Source organism: Candidatus Delongbacteria bacterium (assembly GCA_041675285.1).
GTDB lineage: Bacteria > CAIWAD01 > CAIWAD01 > CAIWAD01 > CAIWAD01 > CAIWAD01.
On the sequence record JBAYTZ010000004.1, the window covers coordinates 69312 to 92660 of the forward strand.

Genomic DNA, 23349 nt, shown 5'->3' on the forward strand with positions numbered 1-23349 from the left:
CGTGCATCCTGGTATCACCTCCAACGAAAACCGGCCCGTCTCGCGACGGGCCGGTCTTGTAGCTGCGAATGTCGAGGCTGCGCCTCTGGAACCGGACTAGTCTCGCGGTTGCGAAACGAGGATCGGCAGTCCGGACGGAGAGACGGGAAGCGTCGACGCGCCCTCGGCCTGCGGAGATGCGAGCAGCACGCCATCCGTGTCGTGGGCCGTCACGCGGAAGAACAAGGGCGGATAGAAGCTCACACCGAAGTAGAACTCACTGGTCGCGCTGGACCAGGCATAGCTCCAGCCGGCAGGGAAGGGGGCATAGGGGTTATAACTGTAGTAGAACGTATAGGAGTCCACGCTGAGCGGGTTGCCGTCCACATCCTGCGTCACGTCGGGGAAATCCAGCACGTAATCGGCGTAGCCATAGTCCTCATAGGTGGTCAATCGGATCAACTGCTGTCCCGTGACCTGCGCCGGCGCCCGCGGGCCGGGCGTGACCGTGAACTCCACCGGAACGGACACGGAGCCCGGCAGCTCGTTGGTGTTCACCTGGACCGTGCTGTGATAGACGCCCGCGGTGAGGGCCACCGCACTCATCGACACATCCAGGTTGGTGCTCTGCCCGGGTGCCAAGGTGCCGGCCACTGCAGAGAAACCGGTCCACGGCGCAAGGCGGATGGCCATGTCGTTGTGCAGGTAGGGCGCGTTGAACACCACCTGCAGGCCCATGCTGGCGTCGATGTTCTCGATGCCCACCGTGGCGCTGGTCACCTCGCCCATGGCCCCGTATTGGAACTCGATGGAGTTGTCGGCGTGGAGGATCACCTGGAAGGTGTAGGACCCCGAGTTGGAGAAATGCGGCACGCCGGTCCACTGCACCACGAAGCGGTCGGCGAAGGCCTGGACATGCACCGTGCCGCCCACGCCGGGGTTGAGGTCGTCCCAGAAGGGGGCGATGACCGCCTGCGGCTCGCCGCCGCTGGGCAGCGGCTGGTTGATGAAGGTGTTGATGGTGGAAACGAAGCTGAGGAATCCGTTGCTGCAGATCCGGACATCGCCGAACACAAGGCCATAGTAGGTGAACGGGAAGCCCAGGGAGAAGGGCCCCTGGTTGACGTCGTCACCCAAGGACAGGGCGGTGCCCGTGGCGCTGATGTCCTGGAAGTTCACCGCGGGTCCGCCGGGCTGGTCGCTGTCGCTCCAGACGTAGCCGAAGGGGTCGGGACCACCGACGGCCGTGATCACCGCGCCCGGGCGGGGATCGGCCTCGCCCTTGGCCAGCTCCCGCGGCTCATGCACGAGCTGCGCCGGCGCGTTGGCGAAGAGCTGCGCCGCGGCGTTGACGTTCCAGTTCAGCGTGCGGTGGCCGGTGTTGGTCAGGGTGAGCGTCTCGGAATCCGCGCCGCCTTCCATGGCTGTGCCGCTCAAGGAGGGAGGTGAAACCGCCAGGTAACCGGGCAGCACGTTGAAGAGGGCCTCGCCGAACAGGGTCTCGATGATCGGCTGGAAACCGCTCAAGCCGGCCAGCTCGAAGGAGACGCCCGCGGTGGTGCGGGGGCCGGTCTGGTAGTAGCCGCAATTGTAACCGGCGGCATCGTTGCTGAGGAGCAGGAACGCCCCGGCAGTGCTCAGGCGGTCGATCCAATTGTTGGCGCCCGTGTAGGTCCAGCTGCCGGCGAGGGGGCCGTGGCCGGTGGCATTGGACAGGTCCGCGCCGCCGTCGGAATCGCCATTCAACCCGAACAGGGCGTTGAAGTTGTGCCCGCCGCTATAGATGGGGTCAAAGGCCCAACTGTCGCCACCCTCGAGGTAGACCTTGCCGCCCGCGTTGACGAAGGACTCGATGGCGGTGGCCATGGCGCTGCCTGCCGGAATCACATAGTTGCTGGAGTAGATGCCCAGCAGCACGATGAGCGCATCGGTCTGCGGCCCCAGGATCACGCCGTCCAGGTTGTCCACGTTCATGATGGTGCCGTCATAGCCGGCCGCGGTGAGAGCCGTGGCCCACTCGGTGCCGCCGGAGAGCGGGCTGGCGGAGGGCGTCAGCAGGACGATGCCGTCCGCGCTGGCGAGCACGGTGAAGGTCCAGGTGGCGCTGGTGGCCGTGTTGGGCAGGGCGGCGCCGTCCGTGGCCGTCAGGTAGTAGTCGATCACGCTGCCCGCGGGCTGACCGGGAATGGAACCCACCCAGGAGGGACCGGAAGGACTGAGCGGGCTGCTGCTCCACGCTCCGCCGTCGACGCGGTGGTGCAGGTCCGCCGCCGCGATGCCGGACGCGTCCGACAAAGTGACGCTGACAGCGTAGGGACCCACGTTGTCCGCCGTGTTGCCCAACGGCATGTGGGCGATGACCGGAGGCGTGCCGTCCGGGGTCAGGGCCAGGGCCGCCGCGATCAGTTGGGGGACATCGGGCTGATTGGAGATGAGCTTGGAGAAGCTGCCGGTCTGGGGCGTGCCGGTGGTGCGCAGCAGGGAGCGGAACTGCCAGGCGTCCAGCACCGTGCCCGTGGCGCTCTTGAACGCGCCCTGCGTGGCAGCCACGCAACCGGAGACGATGGGACAAGCCGACGAGGTGCCGCCGAAGCTGCTCGTGTAGTACTGGCGCGTGTCACCGCCGCCACTGAACAGGTCGCCGTAGCCGGCGCTGTAGACCGCGCTGCCCCAGGCGTGGGCGTCCACGCGGCTGCCGTGGTTGGTCCAACAGGTAGGATTTCCGCCCGGATCGATGGCGCCGATGAGCAGGGCGCCACTGTCGCGCACGTTCAAATTGTAGGCGCCGCCGTAGAAGGCGTCGTCCAGCGGCATGGAGCCGTTGCTGGCGGAATTGACCACGATGTAGCCGTTGGCGGTCACCGTTTGGATGGCGTCGAAGTCGGCTTGGTTGGCCTCGGCGGGGACGCCGCCGAACTGGCCGCAGTTGCAGACGCAGACCTGGCCGGGGACAGGCGTGCCACTGTAGCCCCAACTGGCGGAGATCACGTCGCCGACGTTGAGGTAACCCATGGAGGCGATCCAGGCGGCGGGTCCGCCGGCGTCCATGATGCCGTGGCTGAAGAGGCCATCGAGGAGGGGCGTCATGCCCGTCACGCCGTAGCCGTTGTTGCGCGCGCCCAGGATGGAGACGCAGGCGGTGCCGTGGTTCCACCAGCCGGAATCGCCGGAATTGCCGCCACCCGTGTAGGTCAGGTCGTAATCCTCGTGATCCAGCACCCAGCCGCCCTCGCAGTGCAGGACGCGGATTCCCTGGCCGCTGCCGCCGGGCATGGCCCAGGCGGAGGTGATGCCCGTGCCAGCGGGCGCCGCGGCCTGGTAGCCCTGGTTGGCCAGCCAATTGGGCGTGGCCGGCGCGATGTCGGCGGCGAACATCACCGGAAGCGGCGTGACCGACGCGCTACGGATGCGCGGGTTCTTGGCCAGCCGGGCGGCGAGCTCCACGGCGGCCTCGTCGCTGGGCAGAACCACCGTGTACCAGTTGTTGAGATTGGCCAGCTTGATCCCGCGGCGAGCCTCGCCCGCCTTGCGCAGCTGGTCGAGCTGCTCGGGACTGTGCTCGCTGAAGAGACGCTTCCACTGGGAGGCGCCGGTCTCGCGCAGCAGCGTCTCCACATCGGAGTAGTCCCACTTCATGGGACTCGTGAAGTCCTCGCCATTCAGGCTGACGGCCGCCTCAGCGCTAAAAGAAAACTCCACTCGGGGCTGGGCGTAATACCCCTCCGCCGGACGTTCTGGGGCCTCGGCCCAGGAACGCGCCGGAACCGACAGGATGCCTGCTCCCAGTAGGATTGCCAGACGGCAGGCGTTGAAGTGACGAACCGTGGATTTCAAGAATCCCCCTTGTTGTTGCCGGGTTCGAGATTCGCGCTCCGCCCGCCTCGAATGGGCGCAGCGGGAAGCGGGAAGCTCGATACCCGTTGTGTGTGCTGTGTGTGGGCGAGCGGTTGGGCCGATCACGAAGGAACAGAGTCCGGAAAGCAGACCACTGCGACAAGCTTCAGCGGGCTTGTGAAGAAATGAACGTTGAGCCAACCGGGAAGCTCGTGGGTGGCGCGAAAGCTCCGCAGTGGGGAGTTCGCCAATGGATCCCTTCATGAGCGCAGCACTTCACACTGGTGGAGATGAAGGATCAGGGTATCGCCCCATCGGGGCGATACCAGGCCTGATCAGGACCACAAGTAGCGTTCATCGAAGCGCATGTCGTGAGCTGCCAGCAGCATGCGCAGCTCATCCTGGTAGTTACTGACGGCATGGTATCGCCGCTGCGCGGCAAGACGGAGCATGAGCGAACGAAGGCGGGATTCACTGACGGAGAACACGACGTAGCCATCCTGCCAGGAAAACTCGGTCAAGGCCGGATCCTGCTGCTTGAGCCACTTGCTGGATCCGGTCTTCAGCTCCTCCACAACCTTGGCGATGGATCGTGTGCGCGCCAGCTCGAACACCAAATGGACATGGTCAGGCTGGATTGTGGCAGCATGTGGTGGACAAGCCAGGTGCCGCAGAATCCCGACGAGATAAGCTTGCAGCCGTCCGTGGATGTGTTCTTCCAGGCAGGCTTCCCGGTCTCTTGCACTGAAGACAAGGTGTATCAGGATCTGGGCAAGCGATTGAGACATCTTCGATCTCCTTGCGCTTGACTGTGCTGTGGGGCTATCGGGACGATGCCCCGATAGCGGACTCGCCACGACAGCATGCCATCGCCACTCCAGCAGACCAAGTTCTCGTTGCGCCGCAAGGGATTCGTTTCTCCACACTGTCAGGCCAATCGAACATTTCACTTTCGCCCCATCGGGGCGAAAGCCGATCAGGTGGTAGATTCCGCAAACGAATCAGTTTCAGAGAGCCGTCATGTCCCAACGCTACACCGTCAAGCACCCCGTCCGGGTGATTACCGCCGCCAGCCTCTACGACGGCCACGACGCCGCCATCAACATCATGCGGCGCGTTTTCCAGGCCGCCGGAGCCGAGGTCATCCACCTGGGGCACAACCGCAGCGTGCTGGACATCGTGCGCGCCGCCGTGCAGGAGGACGCCCAGGCCGTGGCGGTCTCCAGCTACCAGGGCGGCCACGTGCGCTTCTTCAAGTACATGAAGGAGCTGCTGCTGGAGCGCGGCGCCGGCCACGTGAAGATCTTCGGCGGCGGCGGCGGCGTGATCGTCAAGGCCGAGATCGAGGAGCTGCACGCCGCGGGCATCGACCGGATCTTCAGTCCGCAGGACGGCACGGAGCTGGGCCTGGAGGGCATGATCGACCTGGCCCTGGAACGCAGCGACTTCGACCCGGCCCAGTTGGAGGTGGAGGAGTTGGCGGCCCGCGTGCTGCGGCGGGAGGAACTGGCCCTGGGCCGCGCCCTCACCTTGTGCGAACGGCGGGCCGGCGGGACGGCCGTTCCACCCGCCCTGGAGTCGTTGCTGGAGCGGGGGAAGGCCGCCGGCACGCCGGTGGTCGGCATCACGGGCACGGGCGGCGCGGGCAAGAGCAGCCTGACGGACGAGATCCTGCGCCGCTTCCAGACCTGCTACCCGAACAAGAGCGTGGCCGTGGTGAGCGTGGATCCCACCAAGCGCAAGAGCGGCGGCGCCCTGCTGGGGGACCGCATTCGCATCAACAGCCTGACCGGGGAGAAGACCTTCCTGCGCAGCCTGGCCACCCGGCGCAGCGGCAGCGAGTTGTCCGCGGCCACGGGCGACGCCGTCCACCTGCTGAAGGCGGCGGGCTTCGATCTGGTGCTGCTGGAGACCAGCGGCATCGGCCAGGGAAGCAGCGCGGTGGTGGACCTGGCGGACTTCTCCATCTACGCCATGACCGCCGAGTACGGCGCCGCCAGCCAGCTCGAGAAGATCGACATGATCGACTACGCGGACATGGTGGTGCTGAACAAGTACGAGAAGCGCGGCAGCGAGGACGCCCTGCGCGACGTGCGCCGGCAGTACCGCCGCGCCCACTCGATTCCCTGGGAGGTGGCCGATGAGGAGTTGCCCGTCTACGGCACCGTGGCCAGCCGCTTCGACTGCAACGGGACCAACTGGTTCTTCGACCACCTGATGGCTGCGCTGGAGGCGCGCTTCGGCGGCGGATACAGCCACGCGCCGCTGGCCAAGGACGCGCGCGTGCTGCGTCGCCAGCTCATCCCCGAGGACCGCACCACCTACCTGGCCGAGATCGCCCGCGGCGTGCGCGAGTACAAGGCCCGGGTGGTGGCGGACGCCGGCCGGCTGCGGCTCCGTTCGCATCTGGCGACGGCCGTGGGCGAACTGGGCGCCGGCGCGGCCGCCGACTCGCTGACGGCCCGGCGCGACGAGTTGGAGCGCCAGCTGCATCCGTCCGCGCTGCCCGCCCTGCAGGCCTACCACGACACCGCCGCGTGCTACACGGGCGACAGCTACGAGTACATGGTGCGCGGCCAGGTCCACCGTCAGGAACTGACCCGCATCAGCCTGTCGGGCACGCACGTGCCGCGCGTGGCCCTGCCGCGCTTCAGCGACGAGGGCGACCTCTACCGTTTCGTGGCGCTGGAGAACCTGCCGGGCTTCTTCCCTTACACGGCCGGCGTCTTTCCCTTCAAGCGCCAGGGCGAGGATCCCACCCGGCAGTTCGCCGGGGAAGGTCCGCCGGAGCGCACCAACCGGCGCTTCCACTACCTCTCCCAGGACAGCGCGGCCAAGCGGCTCTCCACCGCCTTCGACAGCGTGACGCTTTACGGCGAAGACCCGGCGGAGCGCCCGGACATCTTCGGCAAGGTGGGCGAGAGCGGAGTCTCCATCTGCACGCTGGAGGACATGAAGCGCCTCTACGCGGGCTTCGACCTCTCCGCTTCCAACACCAGCGTATCCATGACCATCAACGGACCCGCGCCGATGATCCTGGCCATGTTCCTCAACACGGCCGTGGACTTCGCGCTGGACAAGTTCCAGGCCGAGCACGGCCGCGCGCCCAACGCCGTGGAGCAAGCGGAGCTGCGCCGCCTGACCTGTTCCACCGTGCGGGGCACGGTCCAGGCCGACATCCTGAAGGAGGACCAGGCCCAGAACACCTGCATCTTCTCGACGGAGTTCGCGCTGAAGTTGATGGGCGACATGCAGGAGTGGTTCATCCAGAACCAGGTGCGCAACTACTACAGCGTGTCCATCAGCGGCTACCACATCGCGGAAGCGGGCGCCAACCCCATCACCCAGTTGGCCTTCACGCTGGCCAATGGCTTCACCTACGTGGAATACTACCTGAGCCGCGGGATGGCCATCGACGACTTCGCGCCCAACCTCTCCTTCTTCTTCAGCAATGGGCTGGATCCCGAGTACAGCGTGATCGGCCGGGTGGCGCGGCGGATCTGGGCCGTGGCCGTGCGCGACGTGTATCACGGCAACGAGCGCAGCCAGAAGCTCAAGTACCACATCCAGACCAGCGGCCGCAGCCTGCACGCCCAGGAGATGGACTTCAACGACATCCGCACCACGCTGCAGGCGCTGCTGGCCATCTACGACAACTGCAACAGCCTGCACACCAACGCCTACGACGAGGCCGTGACGACGCCCACCGAGGAGAGCGTGCGCCGCGCCCTGGCCGTGCAGCTCATCGTCAACCACGAATTCGGGGTGACGAAGAACGAGAACCCACTCCAGGGCTCGTTCATCATGGACGAGCTGACCGAGCTGGTGGAGGAGGCCGTGCTCAGCGAGTTCGTGCGCCTGAGCGAGCGCGGCGGCGTGCTGGGGGCGATGGAGACCCAGTACCAGCGCGGGCGGATCCAGGAGGAATCCATGGTCTACGAACTGCGCAAGCAGTCCGGCGAGCTGCCCATCATGGGCGTGAACACCTTCCTGCGGCCCGGCGGCTCCGAGGTCTCGGCGCAGATGGAGCTGGCGCGGGCCAGCGACGAGGAGAAGATGCTGCAGGTGACCCGGCTGCGGGAGTTCCAGCAGGTCCACGCCGCCGAAGCGCAGCAAGCGCTGGCCCGCCTGCAGCAGGTGGCCGCGGCGGGGGGCAACCTCTTCGAGGAGCTGATGCAGACCGTGCGCGTGGCCAGCCTGGGACAGATCACGCGGGCGCTGTTCGAGGTGGGCGGGCAGTATCGGCGCAACATGTGATCCGCCATTTCGCGGATTGACGCCGCTTTTTCGGTGGCGCGGCTGAACCGCCGCACGCCACCTTGGAGCCATGAATCCACAATTGCCCAACCGCGTGGAGATGCTCCGGGCCGTGGCTGCCCGCGACCGCTCCTACGACGGCATCTTCTTCCTGGGCGTGCGCAGCACGGGGATCTTCTGCCGTCCGGGCTGTCCGGCCCGCACGCCACGGCCGGAGAACTGCGAGTTCTTCGCCCACCCCCGCGACGCCCTGTTCTCCGGCTACCGTCCCTGCCTGCGCTGCCGCCCGCTGGACGTGGCCGGCGCGCCGCCCGCGGACATCCAGGACCTGTTGCGGCGCGTGGACGCGGAGCCCGAGCGGCGCTGGCGGGCGGCGGACCTGCGCGCGCTGGGTCTGCATCCGGACCGCGTGCGGCGCTGGTTCCAGGCCCGGCACGGCATCACGTTCACGGCCTATGCGCGGGCCCGGCGCCTGAACCGGGCGCTGCAATCCATCCGGGAGGGAGGACGAGTGACGGATACGGCGTGGGAGGCGGGCTATGAATCCCTGAGCGGATTCAGCGAGGCGCTGCACAAGGTGGCCGGGGAGGCTCCCCGGCGGGCGGGCGCGCGGCGCGTGATCCACCTGCGGCGGCTGCTGAGCCCCTTGGGCCCGCTGTTGGCGGGCGCCGTGGACGAGGGCCTCTGCCTGCTGGAGTTCGCCGAGCGCCGCATGCTGGAGCGCCAGCTGGGCACGCTGGCCCGGCGCCTGGACGCCGTGCTGCTGCCGGGTGCCCATCCCCTCCTGGACCAGGTGGAGCGGGAACTGGAGTCCTACTTCGCGGGAAGAGGCGAGCCCTTCACGACGCCCCTGCTGCTGCCGGGCACGCCCTTCCAACTGAAAGTGTGGGAGGAACTGCGGCGGATTCCCGCCGGCACGGCCATCAGCTACGGCGAACTGGCGGCGCGGATCGGCCAGCCCAGCGCCAGCCGGGCCGTGGCGCGGGCCAACGGCGACAACCGGGTGGCCATCCTGGTGCCCTGCCACAGGGTCATCGGGGCGGACGGCAGCCTGACTGGCTACGGCGGCGGACTCTGGCGCAAACAGCGGCTGCTGGAGCTGGAACAGGGCCTCGCGCGCCTGTTGTAACCCGGGCTATTCCCTCACCAGGACCGTGGGTTCGTCGTAGAGGGCGGGATCCTGCAGGCGAGACTCCAGGAAGTCCGCCATCTCCTCGCGGCTGCCCAGGAAGAGCAGGCGGTTGTCCAGCTTCTCCAGCCGCGGATGCTCCGTGCCCTCCAGCAGCAGTTCCACGGACTGCGGATTCAGCGAGCTCAGGCGCAGCGTGTCCTGATCCAGCGTCCAGCGGTGCAGGCCGTGCAGCGGCAGCAGGTACCAGCTGACGGGTCCCGAGGCGTAGGATCCGGGCACCGGGCTGAGATCCAAGAAAGCGTTCTCGCCCACGCGGAAGTTCAGCGCGAAGAACTCGCCGGACTGGTTGTCCTCCTGGTAGAGCAGGCGCAGCGAGTCCCCGTTGGCCAGGAACACCCAGGTGTCCTGGCCGCCCGCCTCCCGCCACACACCCCGCAGGGCGGGTTCGGCGCCGCCCGTGCCCTCCGGGTACCAGGGCTGCAGGGAGTAGACACATCCACCCAGCAGGGTCAGCAGCGGCAGAAGTCCCGCTTTCAGCTTGCGCAAGAGCCCGGTCTTCCTTTGGTTGGAGACATGCTGCGACATGGAATTCTCCTCATCTTCTGGTTGAGTCTGGCCCTCGGCGTCCGGGAGCTTCCCGGCGTGGAGGCGCCCGTCAAGAGCGGAACCCTGCTGGCCCAATATGAACAAGCCCTGGCGTCGTTCAACGCTGGGCGGGCGGAGCGCGCGCGTTCCCAGTTCGAGGACCTGCTCACCCGCCCCGACCTGCCCCTGGACTTGCGGGACAACTGCAGTTTCTGGCTGGGCGAGGCGTGGTACGCCCAGAAGGCCTGGTTGGACGCGCTCTCGTGCTTCTTCAAGGTCCTGGAGCAGGCCGACTCCAACAAGGAGGAAGACGCGCGATTGAAGATCGCCCTCTGCTGGCAGAATCTGGGCGAACCCGAGCGGGCCTGCGCCGAGGCGCGGACGCTGCTGGGTCGCTTCCCCGCCGGTGATTCCGCACCGCGTGCCCGGCGGCTGCTGGAGCGTTGTCCCCCGGGTGAATGAGCCCGCGCACATGGCCGCGGACGCCCGCGGGCGGCCCGCTGGTGAGGGGCGCCGTTGCGCCTGGCGCCGCCATCCGGTCCTGCTGCTGACCCTGCTGCTGATCTTCGCCGCCACTTGGCCGGCCCTGCGCATGTGGACCACCGTCCGCGCCGCCGACTCCGACCCCCTGCCCATCGCGCCGCTGGGGCCCTTGCTGGCCGAGCGCACGCGCTTCACCTCCGGCTTCGCCGAACCCCGCTCCCTGCGCCTGCACGCAGGCGTGGACTTCTCCACCAACCGGCGCCAGGGCATGCCCGTGCTGGCTCCGGCGGGCGGCTGGATCAGTCGCATCGCCGCGGACTACACGGGCTACGGTCTGCAACTCATGCTGACGGATTCCCTGGGACGCCGCCACCTGTTCGCCCACCTCTCCGCCTTCCGTGAAGACCTGCAACAAGAGCTGGAGCGGGCCCGGCAGGCGAGCGGCGCCTATTCCCAGGCCCTCTTCCCGGAACCCGGGCGCTTTCCCGTCCGGGCCGGCGAGGAGATCGGGCTCAGCGGCGACACGGGCAACGGCCCGCCGCACCTGCACTACGAATTGCGCTCGGCGACCGAAGACCGGGTCTACAATCCGCTGCGCCACGGACTGCGCGTCTACGACGACCAAGCGCCGGTCCTGGAGAGCCTGGCCCTGATCCCCGCCGCCTGCGGCAGCCGCGCCGGGGGCGGACTGCTGCCGGTGCGGGTTACGCCGCGGGCCGCGGGCCCCGGTCGCTGGACCCTGCCGGACACGCTGGACTGCGAGGGACTGACGGGCCTGGCCCTCCACGCCGTGGATCACCTGCCGGGCAACGAGGCCCGCCTCCTGCCCTGGCAGGTGGAGGTGGTGGAAGAGGGGGACACGCTGTTCCGGCTCTGCCTGGATTCCTTTCCGCTGACGGCCCAGGGAGAGAGCGGCCGCTTCTTCCAGCGCTGGCTGCAGCAGATGTACGGGCGGCCCTATCTGCGTCTCTGGGGCGGCGAGGGCGAGTTGGGAATCTGGGGCGGACGGGCGGCGGGCGGTCTGCTGGTGCCGGATCCGGCGCGCCCGCTGCGGCGCCTGGACCTGCTGGTGCGGGACGCCGCGGAGAATCTGGCCTCGCTACGCGTGGTGCTGCGCCTGCGGCCGGCGCCCGTGACGGAGCCGCGCTTCGCCCCGCCCGACAGCGCCGCGCTGGCGGCCCTGAAGCCGCCGCCTCCCATCAAGAAGGAGAAGAAGACCAGCAGGCGTTCCCGCTCCCGGCGCAAGTCCAAACCGCCGCCGTCGTCCCCGCCGCCCGTGCCCGAATGGACGCTGCTGGACACGGGCGACGGCCTGCACGTGCGGCTGGCGCCCCTGCCGCCCTCCGCCGCCGCAGTGAGCGTGCCGGTGCTGCTGGGCGAACGCGGCGCGCTCCCGGCCTGGGGGCAGCTGCGCGACAAGGGCTGGGAATGGGTGCTGCCCCGGGCGATGGTGCCCGACGGTCCGTTGCGGGTGGCCGCACCGGCGGATTTCCCCGTGCTGGACCTGAGCGGCTTCTGGCTGGAACCGGACCACGACCAGATCCTGCGCGCCACGCGGGGCGGCGCCCCCATCGTGCTGTATCCGGAGGCCGGCACGGTGCCGGACCCCACGCGCCTGCTGCTGCGGCGCGGCGCGCGGGGCTCCTTCCACCTCGGGCCCGGCGAGCTGCAGTTCGAGACCCCCGTGCTGCTGGAGTTGAGCCTGGCCGGGCTGCCCGAGGCGGAGCGGGCCCGGGCGGCGCTCTTCCAGGCCAACGAACGTGGTCTGCCGGTGGGACTGGTGGGTGGAACCGTGGCGGACGGGCGCCTGCGGGTCAGCCTGGCCCGGACGGGGCATTATGTCCTGCACGCCGATACCCGGGCCCCGTCCATCAGCCTGCGCAAACCCCCCGTGGTCAAGGCCAAGGGTCGCAAGGGCCGCAAGCGGAGCAAGACCCCGACGGGCTACGATCCGCGCCCCACCCTGAGTTGGGAGATCGGCGGGGATCCGTCCGGAATCGATGTGGTGGTGTTGGTGGAGAACGGACGCACCCACTACCCGCGCTATGAGCCCGACACCCACCTGGTGGTGTTCCGTCCCGCAGAAGAGTGGCCGGCGGGTCCGCTGGAGCTGGAATTGCGGGTCCGGGATCGCTCGGGCAACCTGGCCGTGGACCGAAATCGAATTCAAATCCGTGCCGCCAAACCCTGATCCATTCTATTGACAAGCAATGATCACTTGATTCTCAACCGCTCTCGGCTATATTGTCAAAGTGCTAACAGTTTCAAAGCTGAACGGCAGCCGAATTGTCGGGAGATAGTTCGAAAATAGATCTAATCTCCCCAACTTGTTAAAAATGCCTCGGGCACTGCCCCGTGGCTCCCGATAAAGGTCGGGTCCGGCAGCGCCGTCGAACCAAGTCGCAACCAGTGAAACATTAGGAACGCGCCATGGTGCACCCACATCCTGCTTCCTCCTCCTGGAGCTGCGGACTCAGCCTCGTCATCCTGGCGCTGCTGCTGCTCTCCTGCGAGAGGATCGAGCCGGTGCGCCAGGCCCCGGAGATGGGTGCGGAGTCCGTGGTGTTGACCTGTGAAGGTTGTCACACCACGCGGGCCTATCTGCGGCGCCTGGCCATCGATGACGGCAGCGGCGGCGGCGGGGGCGGTGGCTGAGGCGGCACCGTGGTTCCGTTGGAACCCTTCGAGAAGGTCTTCATCAACGCCGCGACCTACGCCGAAATCGACCCCAACCACGCGGCCGTGGGCTGCGTGACCTGTCACGGCGGCACCGAACCCGTCGTGGCGGCTAGTGAAGCCCGCGACGACCTGTGGGTGGCCATGGCCAAGGCCCACGAATTCGAGGCGGAGTATGACGATCAGGGTGTGCTGATCCGGCGCAAACCCGAAGTCAAGGGCGTCCTGCGCGACCCCTCCTCCCAGGCCGAGTCGAATTGCAACGGCGCCGGCTGTCATGCCCAGATCGTGGCGCTCAACGCCACCTCCATGCACACGCAGCTGTGGGGCGAAAAGCACAAGATCGCACTCCGGGCCGGCTACGAGAGCTACGAGGAGTGCCCCCAGCTGCTGAAGGACGGGTACGAGGGCGAGTGCACCAACTGTCACACGACCTGCGGTCAATGCCACGTGTCACGGCCCAACGGCGTGCACGGCGGCTTCCTGGACAGCCACAAGTTCCAGCGCACGCCGGACATGGAGAACAACTGCACGGCCTGCCACGGCAGCCGCGTGGGCAACGACTTCAGCGGCCACCACGAAGGCAACCGCCCGGACGTGCATCAGGAGCAGGGCTACGACTGCTTCTTCTGCCACCAGGAGGACCTCCACGGGGACGGGCGCACGGACTACACCTCGCGCTACGCCGTGGAAGGCCTGCCGCAGTGCGTCAATTGCCACGAGCTGTCCGCCAGCGACAACCTGTTCCACGAGTACCACTGGCCGGACGGCAATTCCCTGGAGGAGGGGCTCTCCTGCCACGTTTGCCACAGCCAGCCCTACACCAACTGCCTGAACTGCCACTCGGGCGGCGTGTGGAGCAGCAGCGATCCGGAGGGCTACTCCGAGTACGTGGACTTCCGCATCGGGCGTAACACGGGCGAATGGCCGAACCACCCGGTGGCCAAGGAGGAGTGGGTGACTGTGCGCCACATTCCGGTGATCAAGGACGGCTTCCGCGAGTGGGGCTGGTGGTCGCAGCCCAATTGGTCGGACTTCGAAACCTGGGAATACGCCAGCCCGCACAACATCCAGCGCTTCACGCCGCAGACGGAGATCGCCCTGACGAATCCGGCCTACAGCATGGGCGACTGCTGGATGAGCTGCCACGTTCAGGGTCCGCACGAAGAGGAAAACGCCCGGCGCTTCCTGTGGATGAGCCGCCTCGACAGCCTGAAGAGCTCCGTCACGGGGTTGAGCGATCCGGACGAGTACATCCGGGCCAACCGCCGCGTGGCCGTGGACGACAGCATCAGCCAGTATTGGAACCGGCATTGAATTGATGTGAGACGGGTCGCACCCGGCGGTCTGGGAGGGTCGACGGGACGGTTGGACCAGTAAGCGGGGATTCGCCAAGCCCCGGAAGTATCATCGCAAGGAGAGTTCATGAAACACACGAAAGCCGCCCTGGCTCTGTCAGTGGCCCTGACCCTGTCCGTCTTCACGGGCTGCTCGGAAGACGACGACGACACCACCCCGGCAGCGGACGAATTCGCCCTATTGTCCGACATCACCGATGTCCAGTTCGCCGCCTGGACCACCTCGTGGATCCAGCCGGCCTCCTACGTGCAGACCAACCTGTCCAACCTCTACATCATGGACGTGCGATCGGCGACGGACTTCGCCGCCGGGCACATCGAGGGCGCCCACAACGTGGCGGCCGCGGATGTCGTGGAAGCGGCGGCCAGCGCCGGCTCCAGCACCATCTGCGTGGTGTGCTACACGGGCCAGACTGCCTCCTGGTGCACCATGGCCCTGCGCATGGCGGGCTTCGACGACGCTTTCGCCATGAAGTTCGGCATGGCGTCCTGGAACGACGAGTTCGCCGCCAGCTGGGACAGCGGCGCTTCCAGCGACTACGTGGCCCAGTTCAGTGACGACAACGCCCCGAACCTGCCGGTCTACACGGCCATGCCCGTGTTGCACACCGGACAGACCACGGGCGAGGCGATCCTCGACGCCCGCATTGAGGCCGTCCTGACCGAGGGTTTCGGCGCCAACGCCGTCACCGCCGCCCAGGTCTTCGGCGCCCTGGACGACTACGAGACCTACAACTACTGGGCGGCCGCCGACTACGCCGCCTTCGGCCACGTCCCCGGCGCCTTCCAGCTGACACCGGGCACCCTGACCACCGACGACAACCTGACCGCCCTGGACCCCGACGGCGACAACGTGATCTACTGCTGGACGGGCCAGACCAGCGCCTTCACGGCCTTCTACCTGAACGTGCTGGGCTACAACGCCCTGTCGCTGAAGTTCGGCGCCAACGGCATGATCCACTCCGCGCTGGATGCCAGCCACGCCTGGCAGATGGGCGGCTATCACGCCAACTACGCCTACACGGGCGGCCAGCAGACCGACGAGTTCGAGCTGCTGACGGCGGTCACCGACGCCGAGTTCGCCGGCTGGAACACCACCTGGGTGAAGACGGCGACCTACACCCATGACAACATGGCCGACCTGTTCATCGTGGACCTGCGCAGCGCGACGGACTTCGCCGCCGGCCACATCGAGGGTGCCCACAACGTGGCCCTGGCCGACGTGGGCGACTACGTGGCCGCCAACAACACCAACAGCGACGAAGTGGCGGTGGTGTGCTACACGGGCCAGACGGCGGCCTTCGCCACCATGGCGCTGCGCATGCTGGGCCACGACGCCTTCTGCATGAAGTGGGGCATGGCGGGCTGGAACGACAGTTTTGCCGGTCCCTGGGACGCGGCCATCAGCAACGACTTCTCCGCCGACATGGTGACCACGGCCAGTCCGGCCCTGCCGACCAACAGCTGGCCCACGCTGAGCACGGGCCTCACCAGCGGCCAGGCCATCCTGGAAGCCCGCGTGGATGCGCTGCTCGCCGAAGGCTTCACGGCCAACACGATCTCGGCCTCCACGGTGATGGGCGCCCCCGAGTCCTACAACATCTTCAACTATTGGAGCGCGGCGGACTTTGAAGGCGTCGGCCACATCGACGGCGCCTATCAGCTGACCCCCGGCGCGGTGACCACCTCCACGGACCTGGCCGGTCTGCATCCCACCGAGACCAACGTGCTGTACTGCTGGACGGGCCAGACCAGCGCCTTCACGGGGTTCTACCTGGGCGCCCTGGGCTACGACGTGGTGAGCCTGAAGTTCGGGGCCAACGCCCTGATGCACGACGATCTGCCTTCCAACGGCTGGGCCCACACGGCCCTCAACTACCCCGTTGTGACCAACTAGTCAACCTGGAGCCCGGAGCCGCTGCGGCGGCTCCGGGTCCCCTTTCCAAGCGGCGGAGTCCCCGGTGGAACGACCTGCAACCCGCAGCCTCCTCTGGTTCCTGCTGGCGGCCCTCTGCGCTGGCGGTTTCCTGTTGCTGATGGGCCCTGCCGCCACGGCCGAGGCCCCCAAGTCCGCTTCCTGCGGACTGTGCGCGCCCGGGGCTCCGGCCTGCAAGACGCCCGCCCCGCGTGACACGCTGACCCACCACCTGACCCGACCGGGCAAGCTGAACCCGCACGGCCGTGAGAACCGCTGCGCGGAGTGCCACGTCGCCGGCGCCGAACCCGGCGCCGCCTCCTTCCGGGGGGAGTCCTGCACCGAATGCCACGACCCCGTGGCGCACCTGCGGGAGATCCATCCCACCAATTTCGCCGGGGACAACCCCAAGGCGCCGTCCTTCAAGGGCGCCCGCCTGCAGGAAGGCCGCTCCACGTGCCTGACCTGCCACAACATCGGTTGCAAGGGGGACGGCAACTTCCGCGTGCACCGGGAGAACCGCGCCATGCTGGTGGGCGGCCCCTGGCCCCGGGAGACGGACTTCTGCTACCAGTGCCACGAACGCGCCCTCTATCCCCAAAAGAACCCCCACCGCACGGCGGGAGACCCCAACCTCTGCTGGTACTGCCACGCACCGGGCAGCGACGGCCAGAGTCTCTCCCCCCAGCCGCAGTTGCCCGCCGGGGAACTGTGCCTGAAGTGCCACAAGGATGTGAAGCACGAGCGCGAGCATCTGGGCCGCTCCGTGCTGCACAACCGCCTGAAGATGGACACAGCCTCCGCCCTGAAGCGGTTCCATGATACATCCGGAGTCACCCTGCCCTTGCGGGAGGGTGAGTTCCTCACGTGTACCACGTGCCACACGCCCAACCCGGCCTGCGGCCAGGGGGTGGAGCCTCCTCCCTCCAAGCTGCTGCGCGCGCCGAAAGAGCGGATCTGCTATGCCTGTCACGATCTGTAGAAAACCCGGAGCCTGGCTGGCCGGGGGCGTCCTGGCCCTGTTGCTGCTCGGAGCGGCAACCACGGACGCCGCCCCACGCCCGGCGGACTCCGAGAACTGCGAACTCTGCCACGGACTGCCCCTGTTGTCGCGCATGGACGACCAGGGAAATCTGCGGCTCTTCGAGGTCAGCGCGGAGACGGTGCTGCACTCCTCCCACAAGGGGATCAGCTGCCGGGACTGCCACGTCGACATCGAGGCCTTTCCGCATCCGGCCGTGGTGCAGAAGGTGGACTGCGGCAAGACCTGCCACGTCAACCGGCCCTTCGAACTGACGGTCTTCTCCCACCGCACCGAGGTGGAGGCCCACGGCCTGGGCGTGCACGGCTTCAGCGCGGAGGATGACGCGGAGACCAACGCGGCCAAGCCCACCTGCAAGTACTGTCACGGCAGCCACCTGATGGCCGAGCCCTCCCTGCGCGTGCAGGAACAGGCCGAACACTGCGCCAACTGCCACGACGGCAACTCGCTCGAGGGCGTGATCGAACACGTGGACCGCCACACGTCCCACCGCAGCGCGGACAATTCGCTGGACATCGTGCGGCTCTGCGCCAGCTGCCACGGCGACGCCACGCTGATGCAGAGCGTCAACCTCAGCAGCACGCAGGTGGAGGGCTTCCAGCACCACTTCCACGGCAAGGCCATGCGCCGGGGCCTGGACGGCGTGGCCAACTGCGCGGACTGCCACAACAGCCACATGATCCTCGCCCAGGACGACCCCGCATCCACGCTCTCCACGGCCAACATCCGCCAGACCTGCGGCACCACGGGCTGCCACCAGAACCCCAGCCTGGAGTTCGCGCGCTCGGCCATCCACTCCAAGCCAAGCATGCAGGGGAATCCGGTGGTCTACGCCGTGACCTGGGGCTTCATCCTGCTCACCGCCATCACCATGGCCTTCCTGTTCAGCCACATCCTGCTGGACTTCGGACGCTGGGTGCACGGGCGCGTCACCCGGGGAGGGCGCCATGAGGACCAGTGACCGCATCCGGATCGTGGGCGATCAGCGCCAGTACGTGCGCTTCTCGCTCAGCCAGCGCCTGCAGCACGTCTTCATGTTCGTGCCCTTCATCGTCCTGGTGCTGACGGGCTTCCCCATCAAGTTCCCGGACAACGCCTTCTGGGCGCGCAGCGTGGACCTGTTCGGCGGCATCCAGACCATCCGCTCCGTCCACCGCATTGCCGCGGTGGTGATGATCGCCGACTTCTGCATCCACGTGCTCTATGTGTTGTTCAACGTGGTGCGCAACCGCACGCCGCTGGCGCGCATGCACCTGCTGCCGAACCTGCAGGACGCGCGGGACATCCGGGACAACCTGCGCTACTTCCTGTTCATGACGGACGAGCGTCCACGTTTCCACCGCTTCTCCTACATCGAGAAATTCGACTACTGGGCGGTGTTCTGGGGCATGTTCATCATGGCGGGCAGCGGCCTGATCCTCTGGTACCCGGAGGCGGCGGGGCGCTTCATCTCGGCCGAGCTGATCCAGATCGCCTACGTGGCGCACAGCGACGAGGCCCTGCTGGCTTTCCTGGCCATCGTGATCTGGCACTTCTACAACGTGCACTTCAACCCGCGGGTCTGGCCCGCCAACAAGGTGTGGTACAAGGGCACGCTGACGGAGGAGGAAATGCTGCACGAGCATCCCCGTGAACTGGAGGAGATCCTGGAGCAGCTGAAGCGCGGCCGCCCCCGGCGGCGCGAGGACGCGGAGGCGGAACAGGGGCCGACGGACGGCCAGGGCGGGCGCGCATGAACGGCAAAACCCTCATCCGCGTGGTCTACGGACTGGTCATGCTGGCGGTGGGCAGCACCATCGCCGTGCTGCTGGTCCGCTGGACCAACACGCCCCACAAGCCCCACGTGGAGGCCGTCGAAGGCAAGCGCGTCTTCGCCGACCACATCCGCCACCTGGAGACTTGGTTCGAGGACTACCGCAACCAGGAGCAGCACTATCACGGCGTCCAGCTCCACGGGCTGCTGCCGCTGGGCCAGCAGGAGGCCTGTCTGACCTGTCACACGCTGTTTCCCCACGACAAGGACCCCAAGCGCCGGGCCTTCTACAACCAGCACTCGCACTTCCTGAGCTGCCTGGCCTGCCACCTGGACGACGAGAACCGCAGCCGGACCCGGCTGGAATGGACGGATTTCGGCGTGAAGAACAGCGTCACGGCCCAGGGCCCCTACGGCCTCGAGCGGCTGGAGAACGGCGGGCTGACGGGCAAGGGGAACTACATCCAGCGCATCGTGCCCGTCCAGGACTTGTCCGGGCGGCGCACGCTGATGTTCACGCCCTACGACGACCAGCGCTACAAGGAATTCCGCGCCGACGCGGTGGGCGGCCTGGAGATCGACGAGGCCCAGTTCCGCGAATTCGCCGAGGACCACGTGGGCGACAAGCCGCTGGCCTGCCTGTCCTGTCACACGCCCGAGGCGACCTTCCCCTGGGCCACGCTGGGCTTCAGCCAGGCCCGCATCCACGAGCTGACCCATTCCGCCGCCGTGGGCATGGTGGAGAACTACGAGCCCTTCCACTTCCCGATCCTGGAGGACTGATGCGCCGCGCGCTCATCCCGTTCCTGAGCCTGTTCCTAAGCGTGAGCTTAGGCCTGCTCCTGGCCCTGTCCACGGCGTCCCGCGCCCAGGACACGAGCTTCGACCCGGAGAACTGCCTGTTCTGCCACGGCAAGCCCTGGATGGCGGTTTCGGACTCCGCGGGGGTCCGCAACTTCCACATCGACGAGGGGGTCTACAAGGAATCCGTCCACGGGCGCTTTGCCTGCCGGCAGTGTCACACGGACGTGGACCAGGTCCCGCACCGCGCGCCGGTGGCGAAGGTCAACTGCGCCGTGGCCTGCCACGTGATCGACCCCTACACGGGCAAGGACTACAGCCACTTCAAAATGGCCCAGGATCTGGCCGCCTCCGTGCACGGCAAGACGGGGCACGGGGCCTACGACCACCGCAAGCCCACCTGCAAGGACTGCCACTTCAACTCCGTCTACTGGCAGGAGCTGCCGGTGGAAATGGAGCGCGCCAAGGCCAAGTGCAAGACCTGCCACGAGAACTACAACGAGCTGGACAAGGACTTCAAGCACCTGGCGCTGCACATCAGCGAGGACGAGTACTGGCGTCACCAGCAGAACTTCGAGGCCTGCATCCGCTGTCACACGGACAACAAGCTGGTGTCGGACAGCCTGGAGGCCCTGCTGATCGACGGCACGATGGTCTCGAGCTTCCTGGAGTCCTTCCACGGCCGCGGTTTCAATTTCGGCGACAAGCGCAGCCCCGTCTGCGCGGACTGCCACGGCCACCACGGCATCCTCAGCCACGAGGACCCCAATTCCATGATCAACCCGGCCAACCTGCAGAAGACCTGCAGCACGACGGGTTGCCACGATGGAGCCACTGCGGCCTTTGCCACGGCGGGCTCCATGCACAACCTCTACCAGGGCGTGAAGGTCTCGATCCTCGTCTGGGTGAAGCGCGTCTACATCTGGATCATCCTACTGACCCTGGGTGGGATGATGCTCCACAACCTGCTGGATTACATCGCCTGGCGCCGGCACCGCAAGGCCCACGCCGCGGCGCATCACGAGCCGGCGGAAGGCGTCGTGCCGCGGGTGTTCAAGCGGCTCACGCCGGCGGAGCGCATCTCCCACGTGATCATGTTCGTCAGCTTCACCATGCTGGCCCTGACCGGCGTGATGCTGTGGATTCCGCCGGAGCGCTTCGGCACCCTGACGCAGTGGGCTTACTTCATGCCGGTGCGCGACTGGAGCCACCGCGTGGCGGCCATCCTGCTCACGCTGGTCTCCTTCTACCACTTGTTCTACGCCGTGTTCACCCGGCGCGGTCGGGCTCTGATGCTGGCCATGTTGCCCGCGCCGTCGGACATCAAGCTCTTCCTGCACAACTTCGCCTTCATGCTGGGCAGGCGGAAGGATCGTCCCGCCTTCGGCTTCTTCAACTACGGCGAGAAAATGGAGTACTGGGCCTTCGCCTGGGGCTCCGTGGTGATGACCGGAACGGGCATCATCCTCTGGTTCGAGCACCTGGGCTCCAAGTTCGTGGTGGACCTGGCCCGCCTGGTGCACTCGCTGGAGGCGATCCTGGCCGTGGCGGCCATCGTGGTCTGGCACTTCTGGAACGTCCATTGGAAGCCCGCCCGCTGGCCCATGAGCGAGATCTGGATCGACGGCAAGATGGGCGAAGAGGACATGGAGGAAGAGCACGGCGCCCTGATGCAGGAGGGCGCGCTGGAGAAGTTCGGCCCCATCCTGCTGCAGGAGGTGACCGGGCGCAAGCGGGACCGCCGCCAGACGCGCAAGGTGCTGGCGCGCACGCTGGGCTGGACCTTCCTGGTGCTGACCATCGGCACCTGCGCGGCGATGGTCTGGTCCTTCCGGCTCTACCTGGGGCTGGACAGCAAGCCGGATCCCGACTCCGTCATCAACCAGTGGTGCAAGCGCCCGCTGGCCGACAAGGAGGCCGCGTTGGCCGATCCCAGCTATCCGCTGCGGGTGGCCCACGAGGACGTGGATTGGCGGCACCGGCGCTTCCACGATTCCGTGCCGGTGGTGGAGGTGGACAGCACCCTGCGCCAGAGCGAGTGCCTGCTCTGCCACTCCATGCTGCCGCACCAGGTGAACGTCAAGACGCGGGCCTACCTGAACCTGCACAGCCGCTTCATGACCTGCGAGGCCTGCCACGCCAAGCCCGAGCAGCGCGGCACGGCCAACTGGGCCTGGCTGGACCTGCGCATGGCCGCGGAGGGCGAGCCCGCCACGCCCTACAAGCTGCTGGCCCAGCCCGCCGAGACGGGCCTGGACAACTTCACCAGCCTGCTGGGGCTGAAGGTGGACGGAGCGCCGCTCTACGCCGACCTGGAGAGTGAGCGGGCCCGGGAATACCGCACGAACTCGGCCCCCATGACCCAGGCCCGCATGAAGGACACCAAGGACCGCTTCCATGACCGCATCCAATCCGGTGCGGGCAGCGGCGCCCAATGCAACGAGTGCCACGTGGCCGAGGGCGGCCTGCTGGACTTCAAGGCCGTGGGCTTCGACGAGGAGCGGATCCGTCAACTGCGCAGCAATGCCATAACCGCGAGTGTGACCGACAATGAAGTCTTCTATCTGCCGCCGGCCTATTGATCGGCTGACGGCCGCCTGCTGCGTCCTGGCGCTGCTGTTGTCCCTGGCCCTGCCGGGCCGGACCGCGGAGGTGCGCATCCTGCAGGAGGTGGCCGCGGGGACGAACTTCCCCACGGATCTGGCCACGGACGCCAAGTCCAACGCCTACGTGGTGGACGGACTGAACAAGCGCATCGTGGTGATCAGCCCGCAGGGCCAGCTGCTGCGCGAGATCCGCCATCCGGGCTTCGTCAATCCGGTGGGCAACGACATCTGGCAGGACCGGCTCTACGTCAGCGATCCGGAGGCCGGCAGCATCTTCGTCACCACGCTGGACGGCCGGCCGCTGGATTCCATCCAGCTGCCGGGGAACTGCGACCCCGTGGACGTGCTGGCGCTGGAGGACAAGCTGGTGGTCAGCGACAACGACAACCACCGGCTGCTGCTCATCTCCTACGACGGCGCCCTGCTGCAGGTGATCGGGCGCGGAGGCGCGGACATCCGTCCCATGCGCCGGATGGCGGGCATGACGCTGCCCGACGGCCGGCCGGGCGAGCGCGTGGAGGAGTTCAAGTTCCCGGGCATCCTGGCCCGCCACCTGAACGGCTTCATGGTGATCGACGTGCTGGGCGGCCGCATCCAGGCCTACACGCGGCTGGGGAATTTCGACCGGATGGTGGGCAGCTTCGGGACGGACGGCGAACGACTCTACCGCCCCAAGGGCGCCTGCGCCTGCTGGAACGGCAAGGGCCTGCTGATCACGGACAGCTACCTGGGCATGGTGCACACCTATGACGAGTACGCCCAGAGCCAGGGCATGCTGCAGCTGAAGGGCAAGCCCTGGCGGATGGAGGGACCGACGGCCATCGCCTGCTGCGGCAGTTCATGGTGGGTGGTGGACAGCCGGGCCAGCCGGATCATCCGCTTCGACATTCCCTGATGGAGACCCGGCGTGGGAAGTCACTGTTGAAAA

General features: G+C 67.4%; 16 protein-coding genes. 13 read left to right on the forward strand and 3 right to left on the reverse strand.

Annotated elements, in window-relative coordinates; genetic code table 11:
• Nucleotides 1–96: 96 nt before the first annotated feature.
• Nucleotides 97–3615: a S8 family serine peptidase gene (locus WC326_05295; protein MFA7330474.1), complete on the reverse strand. Its 3519-nt coding sequence runs from the start codon at nt 3613–3615 to the stop codon at nt 97–99.
• Between the two features lie 533 nt (nt 3616–4148).
• On the reverse strand, nt 4149–4601 hold the full coding sequence (tnpA, locus tag WC326_05300) for an IS200/IS605 family transposase (GenBank protein MFA7330475.1): 453 nt from the start codon (nt 4599–4601) through the stop codon (nt 4149–4151).
• A gap of 232 nt (nt 4602–4833) precedes the next feature.
• Here tnpA and icmF point away from each other — a divergent pair, with 232 nt between their 5' ends.
• Together icmF and WC326_05310 are read left to right on the forward strand one after the other, a co-directional pair.
• Nucleotides 4834–8070 (forward strand): fused isobutyryl-CoA mutase/GTPase IcmF, encoded by a 3237-nt coding sequence (gene icmF, locus WC326_05305; protein ID MFA7330476.1) that lies wholly within the window; start codon nt 4834–4836, stop codon nt 8068–8070.
• Nucleotides 8071–8140: 70 nt separating this feature from the next.
• Nucleotides 8141–9199 carry a methylated-DNA--[protein]-cysteine S-methyltransferase gene (locus WC326_05310; protein MFA7330477.1) on the forward strand — a complete coding sequence of 353 codons (1059 nt, stop codon included), beginning with the start codon at nt 8141–8143 and terminating at the stop codon, nt 9197–9199.
• A gap of 6 nt (nt 9200–9205) precedes the next feature.
• On the opposite strand, the gene WC326_05315 is transcribed toward WC326_05310, so the two are convergent.
• Nucleotides 9206–9787 (reverse strand): hypothetical protein, encoded by a 582-nt coding sequence (locus tag WC326_05315; protein ID MFA7330478.1) that lies wholly within the window; start codon nt 9785–9787, stop codon nt 9206–9208.
• On the opposite strand from WC326_05315, the gene WC326_05320 reads away from it, so the two are divergent.
• The 11 genes from WC326_05320 (at nt 9776) to WC326_05370 (ending at nt 23316) form a co-directional block, all read left to right on the forward strand.
• A complete protein-coding gene (locus tag WC326_05320) occupies nt 9776–10249 on the forward strand; it encodes a tetratricopeptide repeat protein (GenBank protein MFA7330479.1) in 474 nt (157 codons plus the stop codon). The genes WC326_05315 and WC326_05320 overlap by 12 nt on opposite strands.
• A complete protein-coding gene (locus WC326_05325; protein ID MFA7330480.1) occupies nt 10242–12461 on the forward strand; it encodes a M23 family metallopeptidase in 2220 nt (739 codons plus the stop codon). The genes WC326_05320 and WC326_05325 overlap by 8 nt, the downstream gene beginning before the upstream one ends.
• Nucleotides 12462–12700: 239 nt before the next feature.
• Nucleotides 12701–12925, forward strand: coding sequence for a hypothetical protein (locus tag WC326_05330; GenBank protein ID MFA7330481.1), 225 nt, complete (start codon nt 12701–12703; stop codon nt 12923–12925).
• A gap of 9 nt (nt 12926–12934) precedes the next feature.
• Complete coding sequence (locus WC326_05335) at nt 12935–14263, forward strand: hypothetical protein (GenBank protein ID MFA7330482.1); 1329 nt, start codon at nt 12935–12937, stop codon at nt 14261–14263.
• Nucleotides 14264–14371: 108 nt separating this feature from the next.
• Nucleotides 14372–16201: a rhodanese-like domain-containing protein gene (locus WC326_05340; GenBank protein MFA7330483.1), complete on the forward strand. Its 1830-nt coding sequence runs from the start codon at nt 14372–14374 to the stop codon at nt 16199–16201.
• A 64-nt stretch (nt 16202–16265) separates the two neighbouring features.
• On the forward strand, nt 16266–17201 hold the full coding sequence (locus tag WC326_05345; GenBank protein ID MFA7330484.1) for a hypothetical protein: 936 nt from the start codon (nt 16266–16268) through the stop codon (nt 17199–17201).
• Nucleotides 17182–18222 carry a hypothetical protein gene (locus WC326_05350; protein MFA7330485.1) on the forward strand — a complete coding sequence of 347 codons (1041 nt, stop codon included), beginning with the start codon at nt 17182–17184 and terminating at the stop codon, nt 18220–18222. Before WC326_05345 ends, WC326_05350 begins: the two co-directional genes overlap by 20 nt.
• On the forward strand, nt 18209–18997 hold the full coding sequence (locus tag WC326_05355) for a cytochrome b/b6 domain-containing protein (protein MFA7330486.1): 789 nt from the start codon (nt 18209–18211) through the stop codon (nt 18995–18997). Before WC326_05350 ends, WC326_05355 begins: the two co-directional genes overlap by 14 nt.
• On the forward strand, nt 18994–19797 hold the full coding sequence (locus tag WC326_05360; protein MFA7330487.1) for a hypothetical protein: 804 nt from the start codon (nt 18994–18996) through the stop codon (nt 19795–19797). Before WC326_05355 ends, WC326_05360 begins: the two co-directional genes overlap by 4 nt.
• The gene (locus WC326_05365) at nt 19797–22397 is read left to right on the forward strand and encodes a hypothetical protein (GenBank protein MFA7330488.1); all 2601 of its coding nucleotides are present in this window, start codon (nt 19797–19799) and stop codon (nt 22395–22397) included. Before WC326_05360 ends, WC326_05365 begins: the two co-directional genes overlap by 1 nt.
• Nucleotides 22366–23316 (forward strand): hypothetical protein, encoded by a 951-nt coding sequence (locus WC326_05370; protein MFA7330489.1) that lies wholly within the window; start codon nt 22366–22368, stop codon nt 23314–23316. Before WC326_05365 ends, WC326_05370 begins: the two co-directional genes overlap by 32 nt.
• The last annotated feature ends 33 nt before the right edge of the window (nt 23317–23349 follow it).

Bases quoted from the DNA above. Each gene is read 5' to 3' on its own strand.
- WC326_05295 (MFA7330474.1), bottom strand. From the start codon at position 3,615: ATGAAGTGGGACTACTCCGATGTGGAGACGCTGCTGCGCGAGACCGGC.
- tnpA (MFA7330475.1), bottom strand. From the start codon at position 4,601: ATGTCTCAATCGCTTGCCCAGATCCTGATACACCTTGTCTTCAGTGCA.
- icmF (MFA7330476.1), top strand. From the start codon at position 4,834: ATGTCCCAACGCTACACCGTCAAGCACCCCGTCCGGGTGATTACCGCC.
- WC326_05310 (MFA7330477.1), top strand. From the start codon at position 8,141: ATGAATCCACAATTGCCCAACCGCGTGGAGATGCTCCGGGCCGTGGCT.
- WC326_05320 (MFA7330479.1), top strand. From the start codon at position 9,776: ATGCTGCGACATGGAATTCTCCTCATCTTCTGGTTGAGTCTGGCCCTC.
- WC326_05315 (MFA7330478.1), bottom strand. From the start codon at position 9,787: ATGTCGCAGCATGTCTCCAACCAAAGGAAGACCGGGCTCTTGCGCAAG.
- WC326_05330 (MFA7330481.1), top strand. From the start codon at position 12,701: ATGGTGCACCCACATCCTGCTTCCTCCTCCTGGAGCTGCGGACTCAGC.
- WC326_05340 (MFA7330483.1), top strand. From the start codon at position 14,372: ATGAAACACACGAAAGCCGCCCTGGCTCTGTCAGTGGCCCTGACCCTG.
- WC326_05350 (MFA7330485.1), top strand. From the start codon at position 17,182: ATGCCTGTCACGATCTGTAGAAAACCCGGAGCCTGGCTGGCCGGGGGC.
- WC326_05355 (MFA7330486.1), top strand. From the start codon at position 18,209: ATGAGGACCAGTGACCGCATCCGGATCGTGGGCGATCAGCGCCAGTAC.
- WC326_05360 (MFA7330487.1), top strand. From the start codon at position 18,994: ATGAACGGCAAAACCCTCATCCGCGTGGTCTACGGACTGGTCATGCTG.
- WC326_05365 (MFA7330488.1), top strand. From the start codon at position 19,797: ATGCGCCGCGCGCTCATCCCGTTCCTGAGCCTGTTCCTAAGCGTGAGC.
- WC326_05370 (MFA7330489.1), top strand. From the start codon at position 22,366: ATGAAGTCTTCTATCTGCCGCCGGCCTATTGATCGGCTGACGGCCGCC.